The sequence below is a fragment of the Aeromonas sp. LsrichE-8G genome, assembly GCF_022869435.1.
Classification (GTDB): Bacteria; Pseudomonadota; Gammaproteobacteria; order Enterobacterales; family Aeromonadaceae; genus Aeromonas; species Aeromonas caviae.
In genome coordinates, this window is the sequence record NZ_JALIHH010000019.1 from 85,005 (window position 1) to 101,581 (window position 16,577).

The 16,577-nt window shown below is 59.6% G+C and carries 28 protein-coding genes and 1 tRNA gene; 24 read left to right on the forward strand and 5 right to left on the reverse strand.

Translation table 11 applies throughout. The features are described from left to right. Position 1: 1 nt before the first annotated feature. The 5 genes from MUW49_RS05085 to MUW49_RS05105 all read right to left on the reverse strand — a co-directional run bounded on the left by MUW49_RS05085 (position 2) and on the right by MUW49_RS05105 (position 2,412). Positions 2-193 carry a hypothetical protein gene (locus tag MUW49_RS05085; protein ID WP_244812460.1) on the reverse strand — a complete coding sequence of 64 codons (192 nt, stop codon included), beginning with the start codon at positions 191-193 and terminating at the stop codon, positions 2-4. Positions 194-269: 76 nt separating this feature from the next. Then, positions 270-761, reverse strand: coding sequence for a hypothetical protein (locus tag MUW49_RS05090; RefSeq protein ID WP_113070520.1), 492 nt, complete (start codon positions 759-761; stop codon positions 270-272). Between the two features lie 312 nt (positions 762-1,073). Next, the gene (locus MUW49_RS05095; protein ID WP_244812461.1) at positions 1,074-1,325 is read right to left on the reverse strand and encodes a hypothetical protein; all 252 of its coding nucleotides are present in this window, start codon (positions 1,323-1,325) and stop codon (positions 1,074-1,076) included. A gap of 223 nt (positions 1,326-1,548) precedes the next feature. After that, positions 1,549-1,623: transfer RNA gene (locus MUW49_RS05100), tRNA-Pro, on the reverse strand. Between the two features lie 174 nt (positions 1,624-1,797). Continuing rightward, positions 1,798-2,412, reverse strand: coding sequence for a helix-turn-helix transcriptional regulator (locus tag MUW49_RS05105; RefSeq protein WP_223940122.1), 615 nt, complete (start codon positions 2,410-2,412; stop codon positions 1,798-1,800). Between the two features lie 138 nt (positions 2,413-2,550). Here MUW49_RS05105 and MUW49_RS05110 point away from each other — a divergent pair, with 138 nt between their 5' ends. From MUW49_RS05110 to MUW49_RS05220, 24 genes are all read left to right on the forward strand, one after another. Continuing rightward, a complete protein-coding gene (locus tag MUW49_RS05110; RefSeq protein WP_043129257.1) occupies positions 2,551-2,757 on the forward strand; it encodes a Cro/CI family transcriptional regulator in 207 nt (68 codons plus the stop codon). Between the two features lie 41 nt (positions 2,758-2,798). Continuing rightward, the gene (locus tag MUW49_RS05115; RefSeq protein ID WP_180911590.1) at positions 2,799-3,188 is read left to right on the forward strand and encodes a hypothetical protein; all 390 of its coding nucleotides are present in this window, start codon (positions 2,799-2,801) and stop codon (positions 3,186-3,188) included. Positions 3,189-3,192: 4 nt separating this feature from the next. Beyond that, on the forward strand, positions 3,193-3,411 hold the full coding sequence (locus MUW49_RS05120) for a hypothetical protein (protein WP_180911591.1): 219 nt from the start codon (positions 3,193-3,195) through the stop codon (positions 3,409-3,411). A 50-nt stretch (positions 3,412-3,461) separates the two neighbouring features. Continuing rightward, positions 3,462-3,617: a hypothetical protein gene (locus MUW49_RS05125; RefSeq protein ID WP_182785907.1), complete on the forward strand. Its 156-nt coding sequence runs from the start codon at positions 3,462-3,464 to the stop codon at positions 3,615-3,617. Continuing rightward, positions 3,610-3,741 (forward strand): adenylate cyclase, encoded by a 132-nt coding sequence (locus tag MUW49_RS21890; protein WP_182785905.1) that lies wholly within the window; start codon positions 3,610-3,612, stop codon positions 3,739-3,741. The genes MUW49_RS05125 and MUW49_RS21890 overlap by 8 nt, the downstream gene beginning before the upstream one ends. Before the next feature lie 61 nt (positions 3,742-3,802). Next, complete coding sequence (locus MUW49_RS05130) at positions 3,803-4,576, forward strand: replication protein (RefSeq protein WP_244812462.1); 774 nt, start codon at positions 3,803-3,805, stop codon at positions 4,574-4,576. Then, a complete protein-coding gene (locus MUW49_RS05135; protein ID WP_244812463.1) occupies positions 4,566-5,978 on the forward strand; it encodes a DnaB-like helicase C-terminal domain-containing protein in 1,413 nt (470 codons plus the stop codon). Before MUW49_RS05130 ends, MUW49_RS05135 begins: the two co-directional genes overlap by 11 nt. Beyond that, positions 5,971-6,282 (forward strand): hypothetical protein, encoded by a 312-nt coding sequence (locus MUW49_RS05140; RefSeq protein ID WP_244812464.1) that lies wholly within the window; start codon positions 5,971-5,973, stop codon positions 6,280-6,282. The genes MUW49_RS05135 and MUW49_RS05140 overlap by 8 nt, the downstream gene beginning before the upstream one ends. Positions 6,283-6,358: 76 nt before the next feature. Further along, positions 6,359-6,652 (forward strand): hypothetical protein, encoded by a 294-nt coding sequence (locus MUW49_RS05145; RefSeq protein WP_064339879.1) that lies wholly within the window; start codon positions 6,359-6,361, stop codon positions 6,650-6,652. Continuing rightward, positions 6,649-6,828, forward strand: a complete 180-nt coding sequence (locus MUW49_RS05150) for a hypothetical protein (protein WP_244812465.1) — start codon at positions 6,649-6,651, stop codon at positions 6,826-6,828. The genes MUW49_RS05145 and MUW49_RS05150 overlap by 4 nt, the downstream gene beginning before the upstream one ends. Positions 6,829-6,830: 2 nt before the next feature. Further along, positions 6,831-7,175, forward strand: a complete 345-nt coding sequence (locus MUW49_RS05155; protein WP_244812466.1) for a hypothetical protein — start codon at positions 6,831-6,833, stop codon at positions 7,173-7,175. Positions 7,176-7,177: 2 nt separating this feature from the next. Beyond that, on the forward strand, positions 7,178-7,771 hold the full coding sequence (locus MUW49_RS05160; RefSeq protein ID WP_244812467.1) for a DUF1367 family protein: 594 nt from the start codon (positions 7,178-7,180) through the stop codon (positions 7,769-7,771). Beyond that, the gene (locus MUW49_RS05165; protein WP_043163254.1) at positions 7,768-8,097 is read left to right on the forward strand and encodes a nuclease domain-containing protein; all 330 of its coding nucleotides are present in this window, start codon (positions 7,768-7,770) and stop codon (positions 8,095-8,097) included. The genes MUW49_RS05160 and MUW49_RS05165 overlap by 4 nt, the downstream gene beginning before the upstream one ends. Continuing rightward, a complete protein-coding gene (locus MUW49_RS05170) occupies positions 8,094-8,516 on the forward strand; it encodes a hypothetical protein (RefSeq protein ID WP_244812468.1) in 423 nt (140 codons plus the stop codon). Before MUW49_RS05165 ends, MUW49_RS05170 begins: the two co-directional genes overlap by 4 nt. Then, positions 8,513-9,211, forward strand: coding sequence for a TIGR02642 family protein (locus MUW49_RS05175; protein ID WP_244812469.1), 699 nt, complete (start codon positions 8,513-8,515; stop codon positions 9,209-9,211). Before MUW49_RS05170 ends, MUW49_RS05175 begins: the two co-directional genes overlap by 4 nt. Positions 9,212-9,393: 182 nt before the next feature. Continuing rightward, positions 9,394-9,633 carry a hypothetical protein gene (locus MUW49_RS05180; protein WP_114680107.1) on the forward strand — a complete coding sequence of 80 codons (240 nt, stop codon included), beginning with the start codon at positions 9,394-9,396 and terminating at the stop codon, positions 9,631-9,633. 49 nt (positions 9,634-9,682) lie between these two features. Then, positions 9,683-10,045 carry a hypothetical protein gene (locus tag MUW49_RS05185; protein WP_244812470.1) on the forward strand — a complete coding sequence of 121 codons (363 nt, stop codon included), beginning with the start codon at positions 9,683-9,685 and terminating at the stop codon, positions 10,043-10,045. A 182-nt stretch (positions 10,046-10,227) separates the two neighbouring features. After that, positions 10,228-10,545, forward strand: a complete 318-nt coding sequence (locus tag MUW49_RS05190) for a phage holin family protein (RefSeq protein ID WP_244812471.1) — start codon at positions 10,228-10,230, stop codon at positions 10,543-10,545. After that, positions 10,545-11,093 (forward strand): glycosyl hydrolase 108 family protein, encoded by a 549-nt coding sequence (locus MUW49_RS05195; RefSeq protein WP_244812472.1) that lies wholly within the window; start codon positions 10,545-10,547, stop codon positions 11,091-11,093. The genes MUW49_RS05190 and MUW49_RS05195 overlap by 1 nt, the downstream gene beginning before the upstream one ends. A gap of 7 nt (positions 11,094-11,100) precedes the next feature. Continuing rightward, positions 11,101-11,325 (forward strand): hypothetical protein, encoded by a 225-nt coding sequence (locus MUW49_RS05200; RefSeq protein ID WP_244812473.1) that lies wholly within the window; start codon positions 11,101-11,103, stop codon positions 11,323-11,325. A 1-nt stretch (position 11,326) separates the two neighbouring features. Continuing rightward, positions 11,327-11,557 (forward strand): hypothetical protein, encoded by a 231-nt coding sequence (locus MUW49_RS05205; protein WP_244812474.1) that lies wholly within the window; start codon positions 11,327-11,329, stop codon positions 11,555-11,557. A 599-nt stretch (positions 11,558-12,156) separates the two neighbouring features. Then, positions 12,157-12,681, forward strand: coding sequence for a hypothetical protein (locus tag MUW49_RS05210; RefSeq protein ID WP_244812475.1), 525 nt, complete (start codon positions 12,157-12,159; stop codon positions 12,679-12,681). Continuing rightward, the gene (locus MUW49_RS05215) at positions 12,678-14,375 is read left to right on the forward strand and encodes a terminase (RefSeq protein ID WP_244812476.1); all 1,698 of its coding nucleotides are present in this window, start codon (positions 12,678-12,680) and stop codon (positions 14,373-14,375) included. Before MUW49_RS05210 ends, MUW49_RS05215 begins: the two co-directional genes overlap by 4 nt. Continuing rightward, the gene (locus MUW49_RS05220; protein ID WP_244812477.1) at positions 14,375-16,501 is read left to right on the forward strand and encodes a portal protein; all 2,127 of its coding nucleotides are present in this window, start codon (positions 14,375-14,377) and stop codon (positions 16,499-16,501) included. The genes MUW49_RS05215 and MUW49_RS05220 overlap by 1 nt, the downstream gene beginning before the upstream one ends. Positions 16,502-16,577 lie beyond the last annotated feature (76 nt).

Consider the following 16,577-nt stretch of genomic DNA (forward strand, 5'->3'; position numbering starts at 1 on the left):
GCTACATCTCCATTTCCAGTTGCAGGGCTCGCGCTTCGTGATACTCCTCGATGGCGCGGCGGGTAGTGGCTTTGTTGCGGGCCATTCGCGCCTGTTCGGCGGATGGGGCGGCGTCTACGTGGTACTTGCGGCGGGTGGGTGGCACCATCGCGCCGCGAAAGCCCATCAGCTGGGCTTCGGTCAGATTCTTCATGGTCTGGGCCCTGTGGTTGTAAAAACGAAAAAGCCCAGCAGTTGCTGGGCTCTGTTAGCGTTATTGCGTGAATACGCTAAATAGGTTTTTTACACTTACGAAGCGCATCGATGCCGATCTGAAGCTCTGGGAACTTTGCGCTTGCCGTTCTTCCTTGGAAAATAATGTCGGTTTTCTTTGAGGCATGCACTGCATTCAATAAAAAGTTCTGGCCATCATCTGATACTGGCTTTACCAACACGCCCTCATTCTTGCCGCTAACATAAGCAGCTACAGACCTGAGCTTCACACCGTTGATGGTAATCACCATGTCATCTACAGCCCCATCCGTACCTCTGAAACCAGCGGCAAACCGGCTCGGCAATGACAAAGCCAACACCCCTTGATCTGATAGAACCAAACTTATCTGGCTATCGGTGCCACCATCTCGGTCAAGATTGAACCCATGAGCCCAATCGCAGGTATCTACAACGAACCAGTTATCTTCATCAGTCTTCGCGGATATACCAAATGCCATCAACGATCCACTGAGCAGCATTGCATGCCACCAACCCCCCACTCGATTCATAACCCCTCCTTATTTCGAAGGGGGTATTATGGATCTGTTTGGGGCGGCTGTCAGCCTGCAACCCCCTGATGCAAGGGGCTCCAGGCTGGCCACTGTTGCCAGTGGCCACCATTCACGTTCACGCACCGCCTTCCGGATTGAACGGGGTATCGGCGCATCCCTTCCGGCATCGGGATTTGTGGTTGTGAGCCGGTTCCAGGTTGTTAAAGAGCAGGCCCAGCCGAATTTGGCGTGAGCGAAGCCAAAGCATCCTTGCGGTGCTTGAGAAAGAGGCTTTGGCTACGGCGCTATGAGGGAAGCGCCAGACCCGGGTCAGATGGCGTTGCGGTGGAACTCGGTGCGCCAGTGGAGGAGGGCGCGGCATTTCATGGCGGTCAGGGTGCGCACCTTGGCAGACTGGGCTGCACGGGCGGCGACGAGCTGGTGCCGCTCGGTGGCCATCATGGCAACCGTCAAGCGTTGCTTGATGGTTCGGCGGCGGGTGACGTTGCCGTTCAGGCGGTCGGCGATGGCGGCAACGATCTGGTCGGCGCGTTTTGCGGCTCTGGAAATAGTGACTTTCATCATGTTATCCTTGCGTCTGTTGGCGAGTTGGTCCTCGCTAATTCCCAGTTGATTCGTCATGCTGGGTCCTGATTGCTGGGGTTGGTCCCTCGGCTTTCACTGACCGGGTGGTACCCGGTCCTTCGAAGCCCGCCTTGTGCGGGCTTTGTCGTTGTTACGCGCTGGTCAGGCGCTTCACTGCTGCCCTGGTTGGGGCTGGGTCCTGTTGCTGGTTGTCTAAATTTGGTCGGAGATACAGGGATCGAACCTGTGACGCCCTCATCCCAAATGAGGTGGCATACCGCTTGCCGAATCTCCGAGGTTGCCGGTAATTCGATTGCTTTACCGAACAAGGTGAAGGTTAATATTCGCGAACACTTTCGTCAATGAGAAATGTTCGGTATGACGAACTTTTTTGATGTGGGTACGGTTACCCCAAAGCTGCGGGCATGAAAAAGCCCGCACAAGGCGGGCTAGGCAAGAGTTGGGACGGTTATTCCTTCACATCACGACGGAGTTCAACCATTCGGCCGTAAACCAGCGCCTCTTTGATTGGCACAGCACCAAGACGCTGATCATCGGTGACGAGACTGATGCCAGATAATCCATCAAGGGCTTTGAGAAGCCTCCGCTGCTTACTCTCACCCAGGCGGACCAGTAGTATATCTTCATGCCGGGGCTCTCTGTCGGCCAAGTCGATCACACAGATATCACCAGTCTTGATGCCGGATTCGGCAAGATTGTCATCGTTGGCAACCACGCCAATAAGTTGCCCGTCCAGTTCACTGAAAATATGTCGCCCGCTATCCAGAGAGGAAAGCGCATCCGACGGGTGGTTACCAAGTTCAGACATTTCCCATACTGGTACTTTGCCGAGGTTGGTATCTGTCACATAGGTACCACTTTCCTTGCCGCTGTAGAGCCAGAGTGGATCACAGCCAAGAGCTTTGGCGATTGAGAGTAGGCTACTAACCCGCAGGTCTTTTAGCGGGTCTGACAATAGGACGGAGATTACAGCCTTGCTGATCCCGGACTTGCGAACCAGGTCTGCCTGCTTGTAGCCCCGCTCCTTCATCATGTATTCCAGTCGATCTCTAAAAGAGGTCATATCTCTCTCTCGTTCGCGTAATAAAACCCAAAATGTATTTTCACCTATTGCGTGTCCTTAATGTCGATCATTGACATGTTCGTGTAACCGAACCAAAATGAGCAGGAAACACCAGACAACGATGAGAGGACCAGACCAATGAAGAAAAACGACGCCATTCAATTCTTTGGCGGCAGTAACGCCCTTGCTCGCGCTCTCGGCGCAGCGAAGAGCACGGTATCCGAGTGGCCAGAGGTTATCCCTGAGAAGTTTGCTGCTCGCATTCACTTCGTATCCGGCGAGAAACTGGACTTCTGCCTGGAAGACTATCGACCTGAACAGCATGAAACCCAGCAGGCCGCCTGACCACCGGCCAGCTTTTCCACCCAACATAGAGGACCAACCCCATGGGAAGAGTATCGCTCCCCGATCATGAAAATATGAGCACCCGCTCCCCGCTGCGGGTGCGCGGCACCCCAGCTCAGCGCCAGGTATGGCAGGAAGTCGGCGCCGAGTGTGGCATGACCGAAACCGCATTTGCCCGCACCTCGCTGCTGATCCTGCTCCAGGCCATATCTCAGCATGAGCCCGGCATCTTGGCGAGGGCCGTAAAACGGGCCAATCGGAGCCTGCTCGACCAGGGATTTCCGCCCGTCACCGTCGAGGAGATCCTGGATGGCTCCGGCCTGCCCGAGCGCGGCCTGCTGCAGTTCACCCAGGAAGACGAGGCTGTCTACAACGAGGAGCGCCCGCTGCGCCCCCTGCAAAAACTCATCAACTTCGTTCTCGGGAGGTAACCCCATGACCATGCAACTCCGTCCGCCGCGCCCGGCATCCCAGCACGTCAGCGATCGCGACAACATCGTTTTGAAGGCAGTCATGCACGAGCTGGCACTCTATCTCGATGAGCCGCTGATTTCGACTGCCCACGCCGCTGGCACCGACCGCCAGGCCGTGCGCCTGGCTCGCGAGCTCGAAGCCCGCACCCTTGAACGCGCCGAGAACCAGCCCAGCGCATAACCACCATTCGCCTGCCTCACCACCAGGCTTACTGAATCAGGACCTGACCAATGACCAATCCGACCATGGCCCATGGGGGCCATTCCTTGCCGCATGATCTCGACCATTGCCCGCTGTGCGGCAGTGAGCTGCAGTCCGGCACCAATGACCGCGCCTTTGAGTGCCCCGCTTGCGAGTACACCGAGCAGGAGGTGACCAATGGCTAATCCGTCATCTGTTGCCACCTGGGAGCTCTATGAGCTCAGGAAGCGCGAATTACAGCTCCAGGGGCTTACCCAGCGCGAATACGAATTGGCTGTGCGCCGATTGGCTGATGAATTGGAGGTGTGAGATGGCGGCGCTTTTGAAGTTTCCAGATAGACGCCCACAGAGTGCCCCACAGGAGGTTCGTGTGGCAGACCTTGATGATGGCTATACCCGCATTGCCAATGAGCTCTACGAGGCGCTGATTGGCGCTGATTTGACCAAGCACCAGTTCAAGGTCGTACTGGCGGTGATCCGCAAGACCTATGGCTTTAACCAGACCCATGATCGCATCACCAATGGGCAGATAGCCGAGATGACCGGTTTGCCGGAGACCCGAGTTTGCACCGCCAAAAACCAATTATTGGAGATGGGAATACTGGTCAACAAAGGGCGAAAAATAGGACCCAACAAGGTACTTTCTGAGTGGGACTTTGACGCTCCCCGAAACAGGGAAAAGCTACCCGAAACAGGGTATAAAAATTTCCCCGAAACAGGGAATCGAATTTCCCCGAAACAGGGACACACAAAAGACACTATTCAAAAGACAGTAAAGACAACTACTGATGGGGCATCAGCTTGCGCTGAACCCCCAGCAGCAACCCCCGAAAAGCGACCAGTGAAAAATACACCATACCAGGCGATCCTGGATGCCTATCACGACATCCTGCCGGAGATGCCAGCCATCCGTGAGCTGACCGATTCTCGCAAAACCAAAATCAGGAACTTCTGGACCAAGTTCAAGTTCGACGAGACCCGCTGGCGCGCCTACTTGGATTTCATCGCCAAGAACTGCCGCTGGATGTGCGAGAGCCGCCCGCGCCGCGATGGCGAGTCGGCCTGGAAGCCGAAGAACTTGGATTTTTTGGTGACCGAGCGGTGTTATCTGGGCGTGCGGGAGGGGCGGTTCAATGACGAGTGATGCCATGGGGTTTGTGCCCCCTCACAACTTCGAGGCAGAGCAGTCTGTGCTGGGCGGGCTGATGCTGCGGGCTGACTCGTTCCACGACTTGGGCCTGTCTGAACGCGATTTTTACAGTCGCCCGCACCAGATCATTTTCGGGGCGATCTCCCAACTGATCGCCGCCAAGCAGCCGGTTGACATCATGACAGTGCAGCACCGTATCGAGCAGGACGGCGAGCTCGATGTTGCCGGCGGGTTTGCCTACCTAGTCGAGATCGCCAAGAACACCCCAAGCGCGGCGAACATCGTGACCTATGGGGGGATGGTGCGTAGCGCTGCAGAGCGGCGCTTCGCTGTTGCCAAGCTGCATGACTGTATCGCGGCGATGATGGAGCCTGGATTCAGCAACACCGATGAGCGGTTCGCTGCGATGGGGTTGCTGTTGTCTGAGGTCGATGCCAAGCGCTCTGGGGGTGTGACCGGGATTGCGGTGCACGCCAGCGAAATCGTGCGGGACTGGTGTGATGAGCTGGATCGCCGGGCAAGCCGCCGCCCAGGGGAGATGACCGGTTATGCCACGGGGATCGCGTCCTTGGATGAGTTGCTCTACCCAGGTGGGATCAGCCCTACGGCGCTGGTGTGTATCGGCGCTCGACCGAAGATGGGCAAGACCACGCTGATGGCGAGTCTGTGTAACCACACGTCGCTGGTCAAGAAGCTCCCTGTGGTTGGTTTTTCGCTGGAGATGACACGGGGTGAGCTGTTCGAGGTCATGGTATCGCAAGCGTCCGGTGTCTCCGGCAAGCATCTGAAATCAATGTCTGACCAGTGCAAGATGGACAAGGCCTACGCTGTTGCCGCAGAGCTTGGTAACTCCAAACTCCATATCGCAGATCTGCCTGGGCTGACTGTGCACCAGGTGGTGCGTGAGAGTCGCCGGCTGAAGCGACAGTTCGGTCAGCTCGGGCTGATCGCTGTTGACTACCTGACGCTGATGACTGCCGACAAGGCTGAGCGTAACGATCTGGCTTACGGCGCGATAACCAAGGCGCTCAAGATGCTAGCCAAGGAGATGGGTTGCCCGGTGATCCTGCTGACTCAGCTCAATCGAGGGCTGGAGCAGCGTGCAGACAAACGCCCGGTTCCCAGCGACAGCCGTGACACCGGCCAGATCGAGCAGGATTGCGATGTGTGGATCGGCTGTTATCGCGATGAGGTCTATAACGAGGCTTCCCCGATGGCAGGAGTCATGGAGTTGCTGGTCAGGCTCAACCGAGGCGGTAAGACGGGAACCGCTTACTGCCAGTTCCATGATGGGGTGATCTCAAATATCGACCAGCAAGAGGTTGCGCGCATGGCACATGCTGCAGAAGTGGAACGCAGCAAATCCAAGCCAGCGAAAGGGGGGTGGGATGGCTGATTTTTTCAATCCTGACGTGAGTGCCGCGGTCGTGGCTGCGAAGTTCTGCCGGGTGGTGATCTACTCCGCTGTGCGGGGCTGGTGTGGGGAACGGATGCAGCTCGAGGTGGCCGACGAGATCGATGCGCTGGGGCACACCGACCAGCAGCGTGGCGCAGGGCATTGGTTGGTGCAGAGCACGACGCCGGAGCGAGTGGCGGAGGAAGCCGCACGGCTGAGAGCCGCGCCAGTGCTGGTGTTGCGGTGTGATGCTTCGTTTGGAGCTGTGGATAACTTCGAAGGGGAGGGCCTTGCCAACCAGTGACACAGGGGGTAGCGCCCCGTACCATTGCCAGTGCCGGACCTAGACCACCCGGCTGTTTAACCAAAGGACCTAGACTATGACCAAGCCACATACCCGAGATCTATCCATCGCGACCCAGTTGGGGCGCGTGATATCCATCATGAGCGACGGCAAGCCCCGCACCCTGCGCGACATCGAGCGCGAGTGCTGGAGCCGCTACGGCCACGCCGACACCCAGGCCGCCATCAGCGCCCGCCTGCGCGAAGTCTGCTGCCACGGCTGGGAGAAGCACTCCAGCAACCAGAATATCGACGGTAAGCAGGTGTGGCATTACCACCTGACCCCGTTCCCCACCACCGAGGCCGTTGCGGCTAAGGCGGTGGCAGCATGAGACTGACCCACGCTATCGCAGCCGTTCTGGCCGCCACTGCTGCCCAATCGCCCTGGTTCAACCCGCTTGATTTCAAGCCTGGCCATGGCTTCTGCATCCCCAATCCGCGCAATGACCGGGCCGCACAGCGTCAGCGTGCCGCCGCCAAGCGCCGCAACAAAGCCAAGCGGGGGTGAGGATGAACAAACAACCGCTTGAGTCCGCCCTGCACTTCAACCCATTCGAAGGGGATTTCGGAAGCTGTGGCGACAGGACCCTGAAAAACAAGATCGTCAAGTTCAGAAAGCCTCATATTTGCCACATCTGCGATGCAGAAACGAAGGTCGGTGAAACTGGTCGCAACCTTGTTGAGATTTTTGAAGGCGAGATAGGTTCGTTTTACTTCTGCCAAGAGTGCTGCGTAGCCATGGCCAAATCGGTTGATGGCGACGATGACGGGGATGACGACTGCGACGAAATTGACCGCCGCTATGAGCTTGGAAATGACCGCCGCCAGAGCAAGATTGATGGGGAGGCGGCATAACCATGGAACTTACCCTTCTGAAAATGTCCGGCGGGGTGCTCGCCCCGTCAACTCCGGCCGATGCTGAGGCCATCAAGCTGATGCCGATCGGTACCACCATTCTGGCCAAGGGCAAAGGGCGCCGCAACTTGGCGTTCCACCGTCGCTTCTTCGCCCTGCTAAACCTGACTTTCGATTACTGGGAGCCAACTGGCGGCATGGTCTCGCCAGCAGAGCAGGGGATCCTGTCCCGGTTTGTTCGCTACCTCGCCCAGTTCGGCGCCGGCAGCGTGTTGGACAAGGCCAAGGATGAGTTTATCGACCAGTTGGCCAGCAGCCGTATCGAGCGCCACGGCCCCCAGGCTGAGAAGTCGTTTGAGGTGATGCGCAAGTGGCTCACTGTCGAGGCCGGTTATTACACCGTGGTGATGCTGCCGGATGGCGGCATGCGCAAGGAGGCCAAGAGCGTCAGCTTTGCCAAGATGGATCAGACTGAGTTCTCCGACCTGTACCGGGCTGTGTTCGAGGTCTGCTGGCGCTATGTGCTGAGCAAGCAGTTTGCCACCGAGGAGGAGGCTGAGAACGCCTGCGCCCAGCTGATGGGGTTTGCCGGATGAGATTCGAGACCAGCCCAATCCGATCCGGCGACCTGCGCGATGGCGCTCGCGGCCAGCTCTGCAAGATCCAGCTTGCCGGGGTCTGCATCGGTGGTACCGAAACCACCGTGCTGGCTCACCTGCCAAGCGCCCCGCATGGGATGGCCCTCAAAGGGGATGATTTGGTGGCGGTTGAGGCGTGCTGCGCTTGCCATGACGCCATTGATGGCCGTATTGCCTACGACTGGCAGCCCGGGGAGCGTGAAGAGGTTACCTATAGCGCCCTGACCCGTCAGCTGCACAGCTGGGTGGTGCGGGGGCTTGTCAGTGTGAAGGGGGCGGCATGATCCACCTCTCTGCTATCGATGCCAGCCGCCTGCTCGGCAACAATCCGAAAGCCAAGGCCGTGGTGAACAAGGTCAAGAAGGCGCAGCAGGTGGACACCCTGCACAGCAAGGTGCTGGCCCAGCTGGTCGGCTTCCCTGACCCAGCCACCGAGCTGTTGTTTCACCCCAAGCGCAAATGGCGCTTCGACTACGCCTGGGAGGAGCAGAAGCTCGCCCTTGAGGTCCACGGCGGGATCCACTCCGGCGGTCGGCACACCAGGGGGAGGGGGTTCGTAGAGGACCGGGCCAAGATGAACGAGGCTGCCCTGCTCGGGTGGACTGTCATTGAAGCCACCCCCGAGCACATCAAGGGAGGCCAGCTGCGCGCCTGGCTGCTCGCCGCCTTCAATCAGGATCCAGACCAGAGGACCAAACCATGACCCACGCTATCGAAATGGCTCTGCGCCTTTTCTCGCCGAAAGGCGCACTGCATGAGCCCTCGTCTGGTCGCTCCAGCGCCCTGGGGAGGGAGGAGTTTCTGGGAGCCCTGCAGGTTGCTGCAAAGAACAACCCCCAGGGGCTCCAGTTCCTGATGGCAGACCACCTGGGGGATGAACAAGCCCTTGCGTCGCTGCTGACGCACTTCAGCGCCACGCTGGACAGCGACGAGGCCGGTGGTATGGCCATGGCTATCCTGCTACGCCGCCCCCTGCCTGAGCAGCTGGATCACCTGGTACTTTGCCACCCTCACTATGACAAGGAGCGCCGCCGGGCCGCCGTGGTGATGGAGAAGGCCAAGCGCGCCCACCGGTCCGGCAATGATCACGAGTACCAGCGCCTTCTGGCTGAGCGGAACGAGATCCTGTCCCTGGCCAATGACCACTGTGTCGCCGAGATGATGCAGTCAGGGCGCTGCCCGCACTGCAATGGCACCGGGATCCGCCCGCGCAAGGGTGACGGCTGCCCGAAGTGCCACGGCACCGGCCGGGTCGTGCCACACGTAGAGTTGGTGTCGCGCCGGTTCGGGCAGGAGATGAGGCAGGCCGTAGAGCGTGCTGTTGATGAGGTGATCCACCAGGCGTCAGACCTGTCAAAGCTCATGGATCGGCAGGTGAGGGAGATGCGGGCGGCTTAGGGGTGGCAGCAAGTTTCCTTGAACATCCAAGCAGTCGAATTCGGCTGCTTTTTTTCATCTACCCACTTGCAAGTGTCGTACAGTTGTCATACATTTAACCCGTGGTCAGGGATAACCCGCCACACCACCATCAACTCAGTGAGCCGAAGCGCCAACAGGCGGGTGAGGCAAAGGAGAACATCATGAACGAACTGACTATCACCTCTCGCAAAACCGGCGAAACCTTCACCTTCTGGATGCCTGCTTCTGGCGGCTACATCTTCCGCACCTATCCAGGCAAGCCTGGCACTCTTGGCGACCAAATCTGTGATGGTGGCCGTTCAATGGGTAATACCCTCAGTGCAACACCTGCCACCTTCGAGAAGGTATGCCGCCGCTGGTATCGTGCTCACCAGCGCCGCGAACAACTGATGAACTTCTGATAAGTATCGCTAGGCCCAGCAGTGCTGGGCCTTATTGTGGAGCTTCACTATGCAGCAAGATAAACCCCTCGCCCGTAATCCATCCTTCACCCCGTCACCGTCCCTGCGCCGCGAGCTGGAGCAACACCACAGGGCATTGGGCACTACTGGCCGCCTTAACCAGATCTGGGATCGCTATAGCCATCTTGTCCGCGCAGAAGCGCTGCGCCTCGACGATGCCGAGCGCCAAGTGCTGCTGAACGTACTTTCTGGCTCGCTGGTAGATGTCAACTTCCTGACCGGATTGGAGCTGGAGGTGCGCGACAGTGACGACTATATCGAGGGCGTGGCCGCCGCCCGCACTCTGCTTGAGAAGGTTTCTGCGGCGACTTACGCCCAGCGTTTGGCGACGATTGAGGCTGTCGGATTCTGACGGTGAGGTCAAGGAGGGCCACCTTGTCATTGATGAACCGGAAGAGTAAGAGGAAAAAATCATGGATTGAATCTACCCCTCCCCGGCGTTAGTATTGCTCAAAGATGGCCAGAGTCCCCGTGACCCTGGCCTTTTTCATTTCTGGCCCGCCTCGTGCGGGCTTTGTCGTTTCTGGAGGGGCGATGACGCCTGACAAGGATCCACAGAACTACAGCGTGCTCGCCTATCTGGCATTCGGCGGGCTGAGCGTATGGGGAGGGCTTGTGACCTACATACAGACGGTGAAACGCGAGGGAAGGCAGTTCCGATGGGTCGAGGCGCTGCTGCAGGTGGTGGTGTCAGGGTTCGCCGGGATGTTGACCATGCTGCTGAGCTGGTACATCGCAGCCCCGCTCCCGTTGTGCGGCTTCCTGGCTGGCCTGGCTGGCTTGATGGGGTCGAAAGCACTGGAGCTGTACGAACGCCGGGCATCCGGCTGGATGACTGGGGGGAAGGGGTAATGAGTATTCGCCTGCAGGTTATTGATGAGGTGATCCAGCGTGAGGGGGGTGACAAGTTCACTGATCGCGCAGAGGACCGCGGCGGCCCGACTCGCTGGGGGGTGACTCAAGCCACCGCTCGCCAGTTCGGCTACACCGGCCATATGCGCGACTATCCAAAGGCTGAGGCGGTAAAGGTCTACACCTCTTATTGGAACCAGATGAGCCTCTCATCCATTGAGGTGATTGATGCCGATCTGGCCACCTACCTGTTTGACTATGGGGTCAACTCCGGTCCAGGTCGGGCAGCAAAAGACCTTCAGCGCCTGCTGAATGTGTTGAACGACAGGCAAAGGCTCTATCCGGACGTGAAAGCAGACGGGACCATAGGGCCTCGCTCTCTTTCTGCGCTGGAGAGTTACATCACGGCGCGCGGTACCGGTGGCAAGCGCCTGCTGGCCGAGGCTGTGAACTCCCTTCGAATTGCCCACTGCATCACCCTGGCTGAGCGTCAGGAGTCGCAGGAGGCCAATGCCTACGGCTGGCTGAGCCGGGTTTGTAACCTGTGAGGTAGATATGGAGCACATCGTTGAGGTGGTCATCAACTGGCTTGTCATCCTGATGGCCGTGGTAGGGGGCGCGTCCCTCGTGGTGCAGGGGCTGGCCAAGATTGCGGCCGTCACCCCGTCCACCCGGGATGATGAGATTATCGGGAAGGTAGACGCCTTCCTGGTCGGTCTCGCCAAGGTGCTGGATAAGCTGGCCCTGAACCTGCCGGCTGATAAGGCCAGGAAGCAATAACATGAACAGCTTGCTCCAACTGCTCGACATTCTAACGGCCCTTCTGGGCCGTTGGCTTAAGCAGGAGCGGGCAAGGGAGGCGCAGGAAAGCTATGACCAAAACCATAGTGACCCACAAGGGCGCTTTGCTGCTCGCTTCGGTGCTGCTTCTGGCCAGCTGCCAGACAACACCAAGCCAGCCGGCAAACTGCCCGCCACCCACACCCAGGCTGACATGGAACCCCGCCGCTAATGGCGGGGTTTGTCTTTCTGGGGAATTCACAGCCGACCTACTGGACTATCTCGATGCACTGGAGCGATGCGGTGGTTAATGGCATTACCGTGACCGGGGTTGTTACTCAGGTGAGGGAGTATGACGGGAGTCAGGCCCTGGTCACCCTGAATACTGGCGTCTCCGTCGTAGTACCGGCTACCCATGAGCCTGTACCTGGTGATGCCATCGTCGAAGGCGAGTTATCTCTCTAAATGGCAAAGACCGACTGGGCACAGCTCAATGCAAAGTTCCTGCAGGAGCATGAAGCGACAGGCATCAGTGCGAAAGACTGGTGCGACAGCCGCGGCCTGAACTACAACTCGGCGCGTCGCTATTTGAAATCTCGGGGGCAATCCCCTGCGCAACCTGATATTTCTCGCGTAGCTGCGCAATCTGCGCATTCCGAAGTGCGCAAAACTGCGCAATCTGCGCAATCTGCGCAACCCAAGGGGAATGAAGGCAAGGCCAAGAGGGGAGAGGGAAGAGGGGAAAAGTCCTCCTCATCCACACAAACCCCTGACGACTCAGGCCAAAACCCGAAAAGAAAATCGGGGCGCCAGCCAGATGGCCGCTTTGGCGTGGGCAATCGTGAGTCCGTCGGCAACCCCGGCAACCCGAGCCCTGTCGCAAAGTGGAAGCCAGGCGATCGGCCCGCGCTGACCCACGGAGGTTACGCCCAGTTCCTCGATTCGCCTGAGCTGTTCGACCAGGCCCGCGAGTTGCAACTGCGCGACGAGCTGGACTTCACCCGGGCGCGAGTCATTTCCGTCACCAAGCTGCTCAAGGGGCTGCAGCAGGACCTGGTCACGGCCAGCGAGATGACTGACCGGATTGCGCTCTACGACAAGATCCTGAAAGCAGAGCAGGCACTCGACCGCAACATCCAGCGCATCGAATCCATCGAGCGGACCCTTAGCGCCCTTCGCATCGATGAGGTGAGCGTGCCGAAGATTGAAGAGGACACTCGCCGGATCCGGGCTGCGGCTCGCAAGCTGACGGCCGAAGCCGATCGGCTGGAGAAGGATGGCGGCAGCGAGGCCACCCCGGTCAGCGAGATGGTTTCCGAGCTCCACGACATGGGGACAGGGGGGCTGATGTCATGACTGTTCCCATCGACGCATCTTCCATGACTGAGCAGGAGCAGATGGCCTACATCCGCTCGAAGCTCAGCGATAAGTGGTGGCGGATGAACAACCTCTACATGATCGAGAGCGAGCAGGGCCAACTGGTGCGCTTCCGGCTGCGCCCGGCGCAGGAGCTGCTGTTCCGGACCATGTGGTACCTGAACATCATCCTCAAGGCGCGCCAGCTTGGGTTTTCCACGGCCATCGACATCTACCTGCTCGACGAGGCGCTGTTCAACAAGAACCTCAAGTGCGGGATCATCGCCCAGGACCTGACGGCCGCCGGCGAGATCTACCGCACCAAGATTGAAGTGCCCTTTGATAACCTGCCCAGCTGGCTCAAGGCCCAATTCAAGGTGGTGACCCGGCGCGGCGGGGCGAATGGCGGGCACATCCTGTTCCGGCATGGCTCCAGCATCCAGGTGGCCACCTCGTTCCGCTCCGGCACCGTCCAGCGCCTGCATGTCTCCGAGCACGGGAAGATCTGCGCCAAGTACCCGGAGAAGGCCAAGGAGGTGCGAACCGGGACGCTGCAGGCGATCCACCCGGGCGCCGTGGCCTTCATCGAGAGCACAGCCGAAGGGGTAGGGGGCGACTTCCACGCCATGAGCATGAAGTCCCTCGAGCTGGCCAGGGCATCCGGTGAACTCAGTCAGCTCGACTGGAAGTTCCACTTCTTCGCCTGGTGGCAGGATCCCAAGTATCGCGCCGATGTCCCCGCTTCCGGTGTGGTGATGAGCAAGGCCCAAGCGGAATACTTCGCCGCGGTGGAGAAGGCGATGAGCTGCACCATCACCGACGAGCAGCGGCAATGGTACGTGCTGAAAGAGTCCACCTTGGGCGCCGAGATGAAGCAGGAGTTCCCCAGCACGCCGCTGGAGGCATTCCTGACCTCCGGGCGCCGGGTGTTCGACCCCATAGCCACGATGGAAGCAGAGGGCGATTGCATGGCCCCGCTCATCGTCTATGACATCGACCCGGTCACCGGCAGGCGCGAGAAGGCTCGCAAACCGGAGAAGTTGGACGAGCAGGGGCAGCGTTCGCTCGAGAACATGTTGCTGGTCTGGGAGCTGCCAGACCCCGACGAGGATTACGCCATCGGCGCCGATGTGGCGGAAGGACTGGAGCACGGCGACCGCTCAAGCCTGGACGTCATCAAGCGCAGCACCGGGGAGCAGGTAGCTCACTGGTACGGGCATCTGGATGCCGAGCTGTTTGCCATGCTGCTGAATCATGTTGGCCGGATGTACGGCACAACAGACGAGCCTGCTTTCATCGGCCCCGAGCGGAATAACCATGGCCATGCCGTGCTGCTCAAGCTCCGCGACATCTACCCGACACGCCGCATCTATGCCCAAGAATACATCGACCGCGACCGCGATGATGAGACGCCGCGCCTCGGCTGGCTCACCACCGCACAATCCAAGCCTCTCGTCACCGAAGGTCTCAAGACGCTGCTGCGTAATGGCTGCTCCGGGATCCGCTGGATTGGCACCGTCAGCGAGGCGACCAGCTACGTCTATGACAAGCAGGGCCGGATGAACGCACAGGAAGGCTGCTACGACGACCAACTGATGAGCTACATGATCGCCCAAGAAATGCGGGCTCGAATGCCAGCCCGCATCGTCAAACCCGAAACCTCCCGCAAACCCAAGCACTGGATGGCCAACTGATGATCAACGCCCAACCCAAGGCACCTGAGAAAGGTGGCCTCGATACCCCGCGACTGCTCAAGCTGATGAGCGATATCAACGGCCAGCCGGACTGGCGTTCTATCGCCAATCGGGCGTGCGCCTACTACGACGGCGATCAACTGCCGCCCGAGGTGGTGAGTGTGCTCAAGGCACGGGGCCAGCCAATCACCATTCACAACCTGGTCGCACCGACCATTGACGGCGTGCTGGGGATGGAGGCCAAGAGCCGCACCGATCTGATGGTGATCGCCGATGACCACGACGACGAGCTGGAGCAACTGGCCGAGGCCGTCAACGCCGAATACGCCGACATGTGCCGCCTTGGCGGACTGGACCGCGCCCGGGGCGAGGCCTACGGCGGCCAAATCAAGACCGGCCTGGGCTGGGTTGAGGTGTGTCGCCGCGATGACCCGTTCGGCCCACGTTACAAGTTCAGCAATGTCCACCGTGACGAGGTTTATTGGGACTGGCATAGCAGGGAGCCGGATCTGAGCGACTGCCGCTGGCTGATGCGACGCCGCTGGGTCGATCTGGATGAGGCCAAGACCATGTTCCCGAGCAAGGCACAGGCGCTGGAGTGGGGCGTCAACGACTGGGATGGGGTCATGAGCCTGACCGCCATCGAGGGGATGGATCCCAACCTAGTCAGTGCCTATGACGAGTGGAGTCAGTTCAGCGGCAAGGAGATAGAGTGGTGCAGCCGGGAGCGGGACCGGGTGCTGCTGCAAGTGGTCTACTACCGCACCTACACCATGCGTCAGGTGCTGAAGCTCGACTCAGGCCGGGCGTTGGAATACGACAAGACCAATCAACTGCATCTCGCTGCTGTGGCCATGGGGCGCGCCAAGCTGGAACGCTGCCCGGTGGCCGTGATCCGGGAATCCTGGTTCGTCGGCCCTCATCATCTGGTTGATCGACCCTGCTCTGCTCCCCACAACATGTACCCGCTGGTGCCGTTCTGGGGGTATCGCAAAGACCGCACCGGCGAACCCTATGGGCTGATTGCTCGAGCCATGCCGGCGCAGGACGAGGTGAACCTGCGGCGTATCAAGCTCACCTTCCTGCTGCAGGCCAAGCGCGTCATCATGGACAAGGACGCCACCAACATGAGCCGGGATCAGGTGCTGGAGCAAGTCGAGCGCCCCGATGGCTATATCGAGCTCAACCCTGACCGAGCCAACAAGACCAGCGTGAGCGATGCCTTCAAGGTGGAGCAGGACTTCAACGTGGCGGCCCAGCAGTTTCAGGTGATGCAGGACTCGGTGAAGCTGATCCAGGACACCATGGGGGTGTATGCCGCCTTCCTGGGGCAGGGCTCCACCGGGCAGTCCGGCGTGGCTATCAGCAACCTGGTGGAGCAGGGGGCGACCACGCTTTCGGAGATCAACGACAACTACCGGATGGGCTGCCAGCAAGTGGGGCAGTTGGCGCTGGCGTACCTGCTGGAAGACATGGCCAGCAAGCGCAACTACAAGGTGACAGTGAACCGGGATGACCCGCGCCGCCGCAAGGCTGTGGTGATTAACGTGGAGCAGGAGGATGGCAAACTCACCAATGATGTGACCCGGCTGCGGGCACATATCGCACTGGCGCCGATCCAGCAAACAGCCGCTTACAAGCAGCAACTTGCCGAGCGAATGACCCAGGCTATGTCCCAGCTGCCGCCAGAGGCCGCCGGTGCCTGCTTTGACCTGCTGGTCGAGCTGATGGATGTGCCGCGCAAGGCAGAGTTCGTGGAGCGGATCCGCAATGCCCTGAACATCCCGAAAGACCCGGACGAGATGAGCGACGAGGAACGCGTAGCCGCCGAGCAGCAAGCCCAGCAGGCCCAGATGCAGCAGGAGCTGGCCATGCGCGAGATGCAGGCCAAGCTGGCCGAGCTGGAGGGCAAAGCCGCCAAGTGGCAGGCAGAGGCCCAGCGCATCGCCAAGCTGACCGACTCCATCCGGTTCGAGGATGCCCTCACGCAGGCCCAGACAGGCAAGACATTGCAGGAGATGGAGCAACTGGCAGCCCAGCAGCAGGCGATGCAGACCGAGCAGGCAGCCCTGCAGGCCCAGCTGCTGGACAGCATCCAACAGCAGATAGACGCGATCGCGCTCTGATAGTTGCTTTCCTGACCTGCCAGCGTTACGATTTCCCCAACATGGCCCAGTCTCTCGAGATTGGGCCTTTTTCATT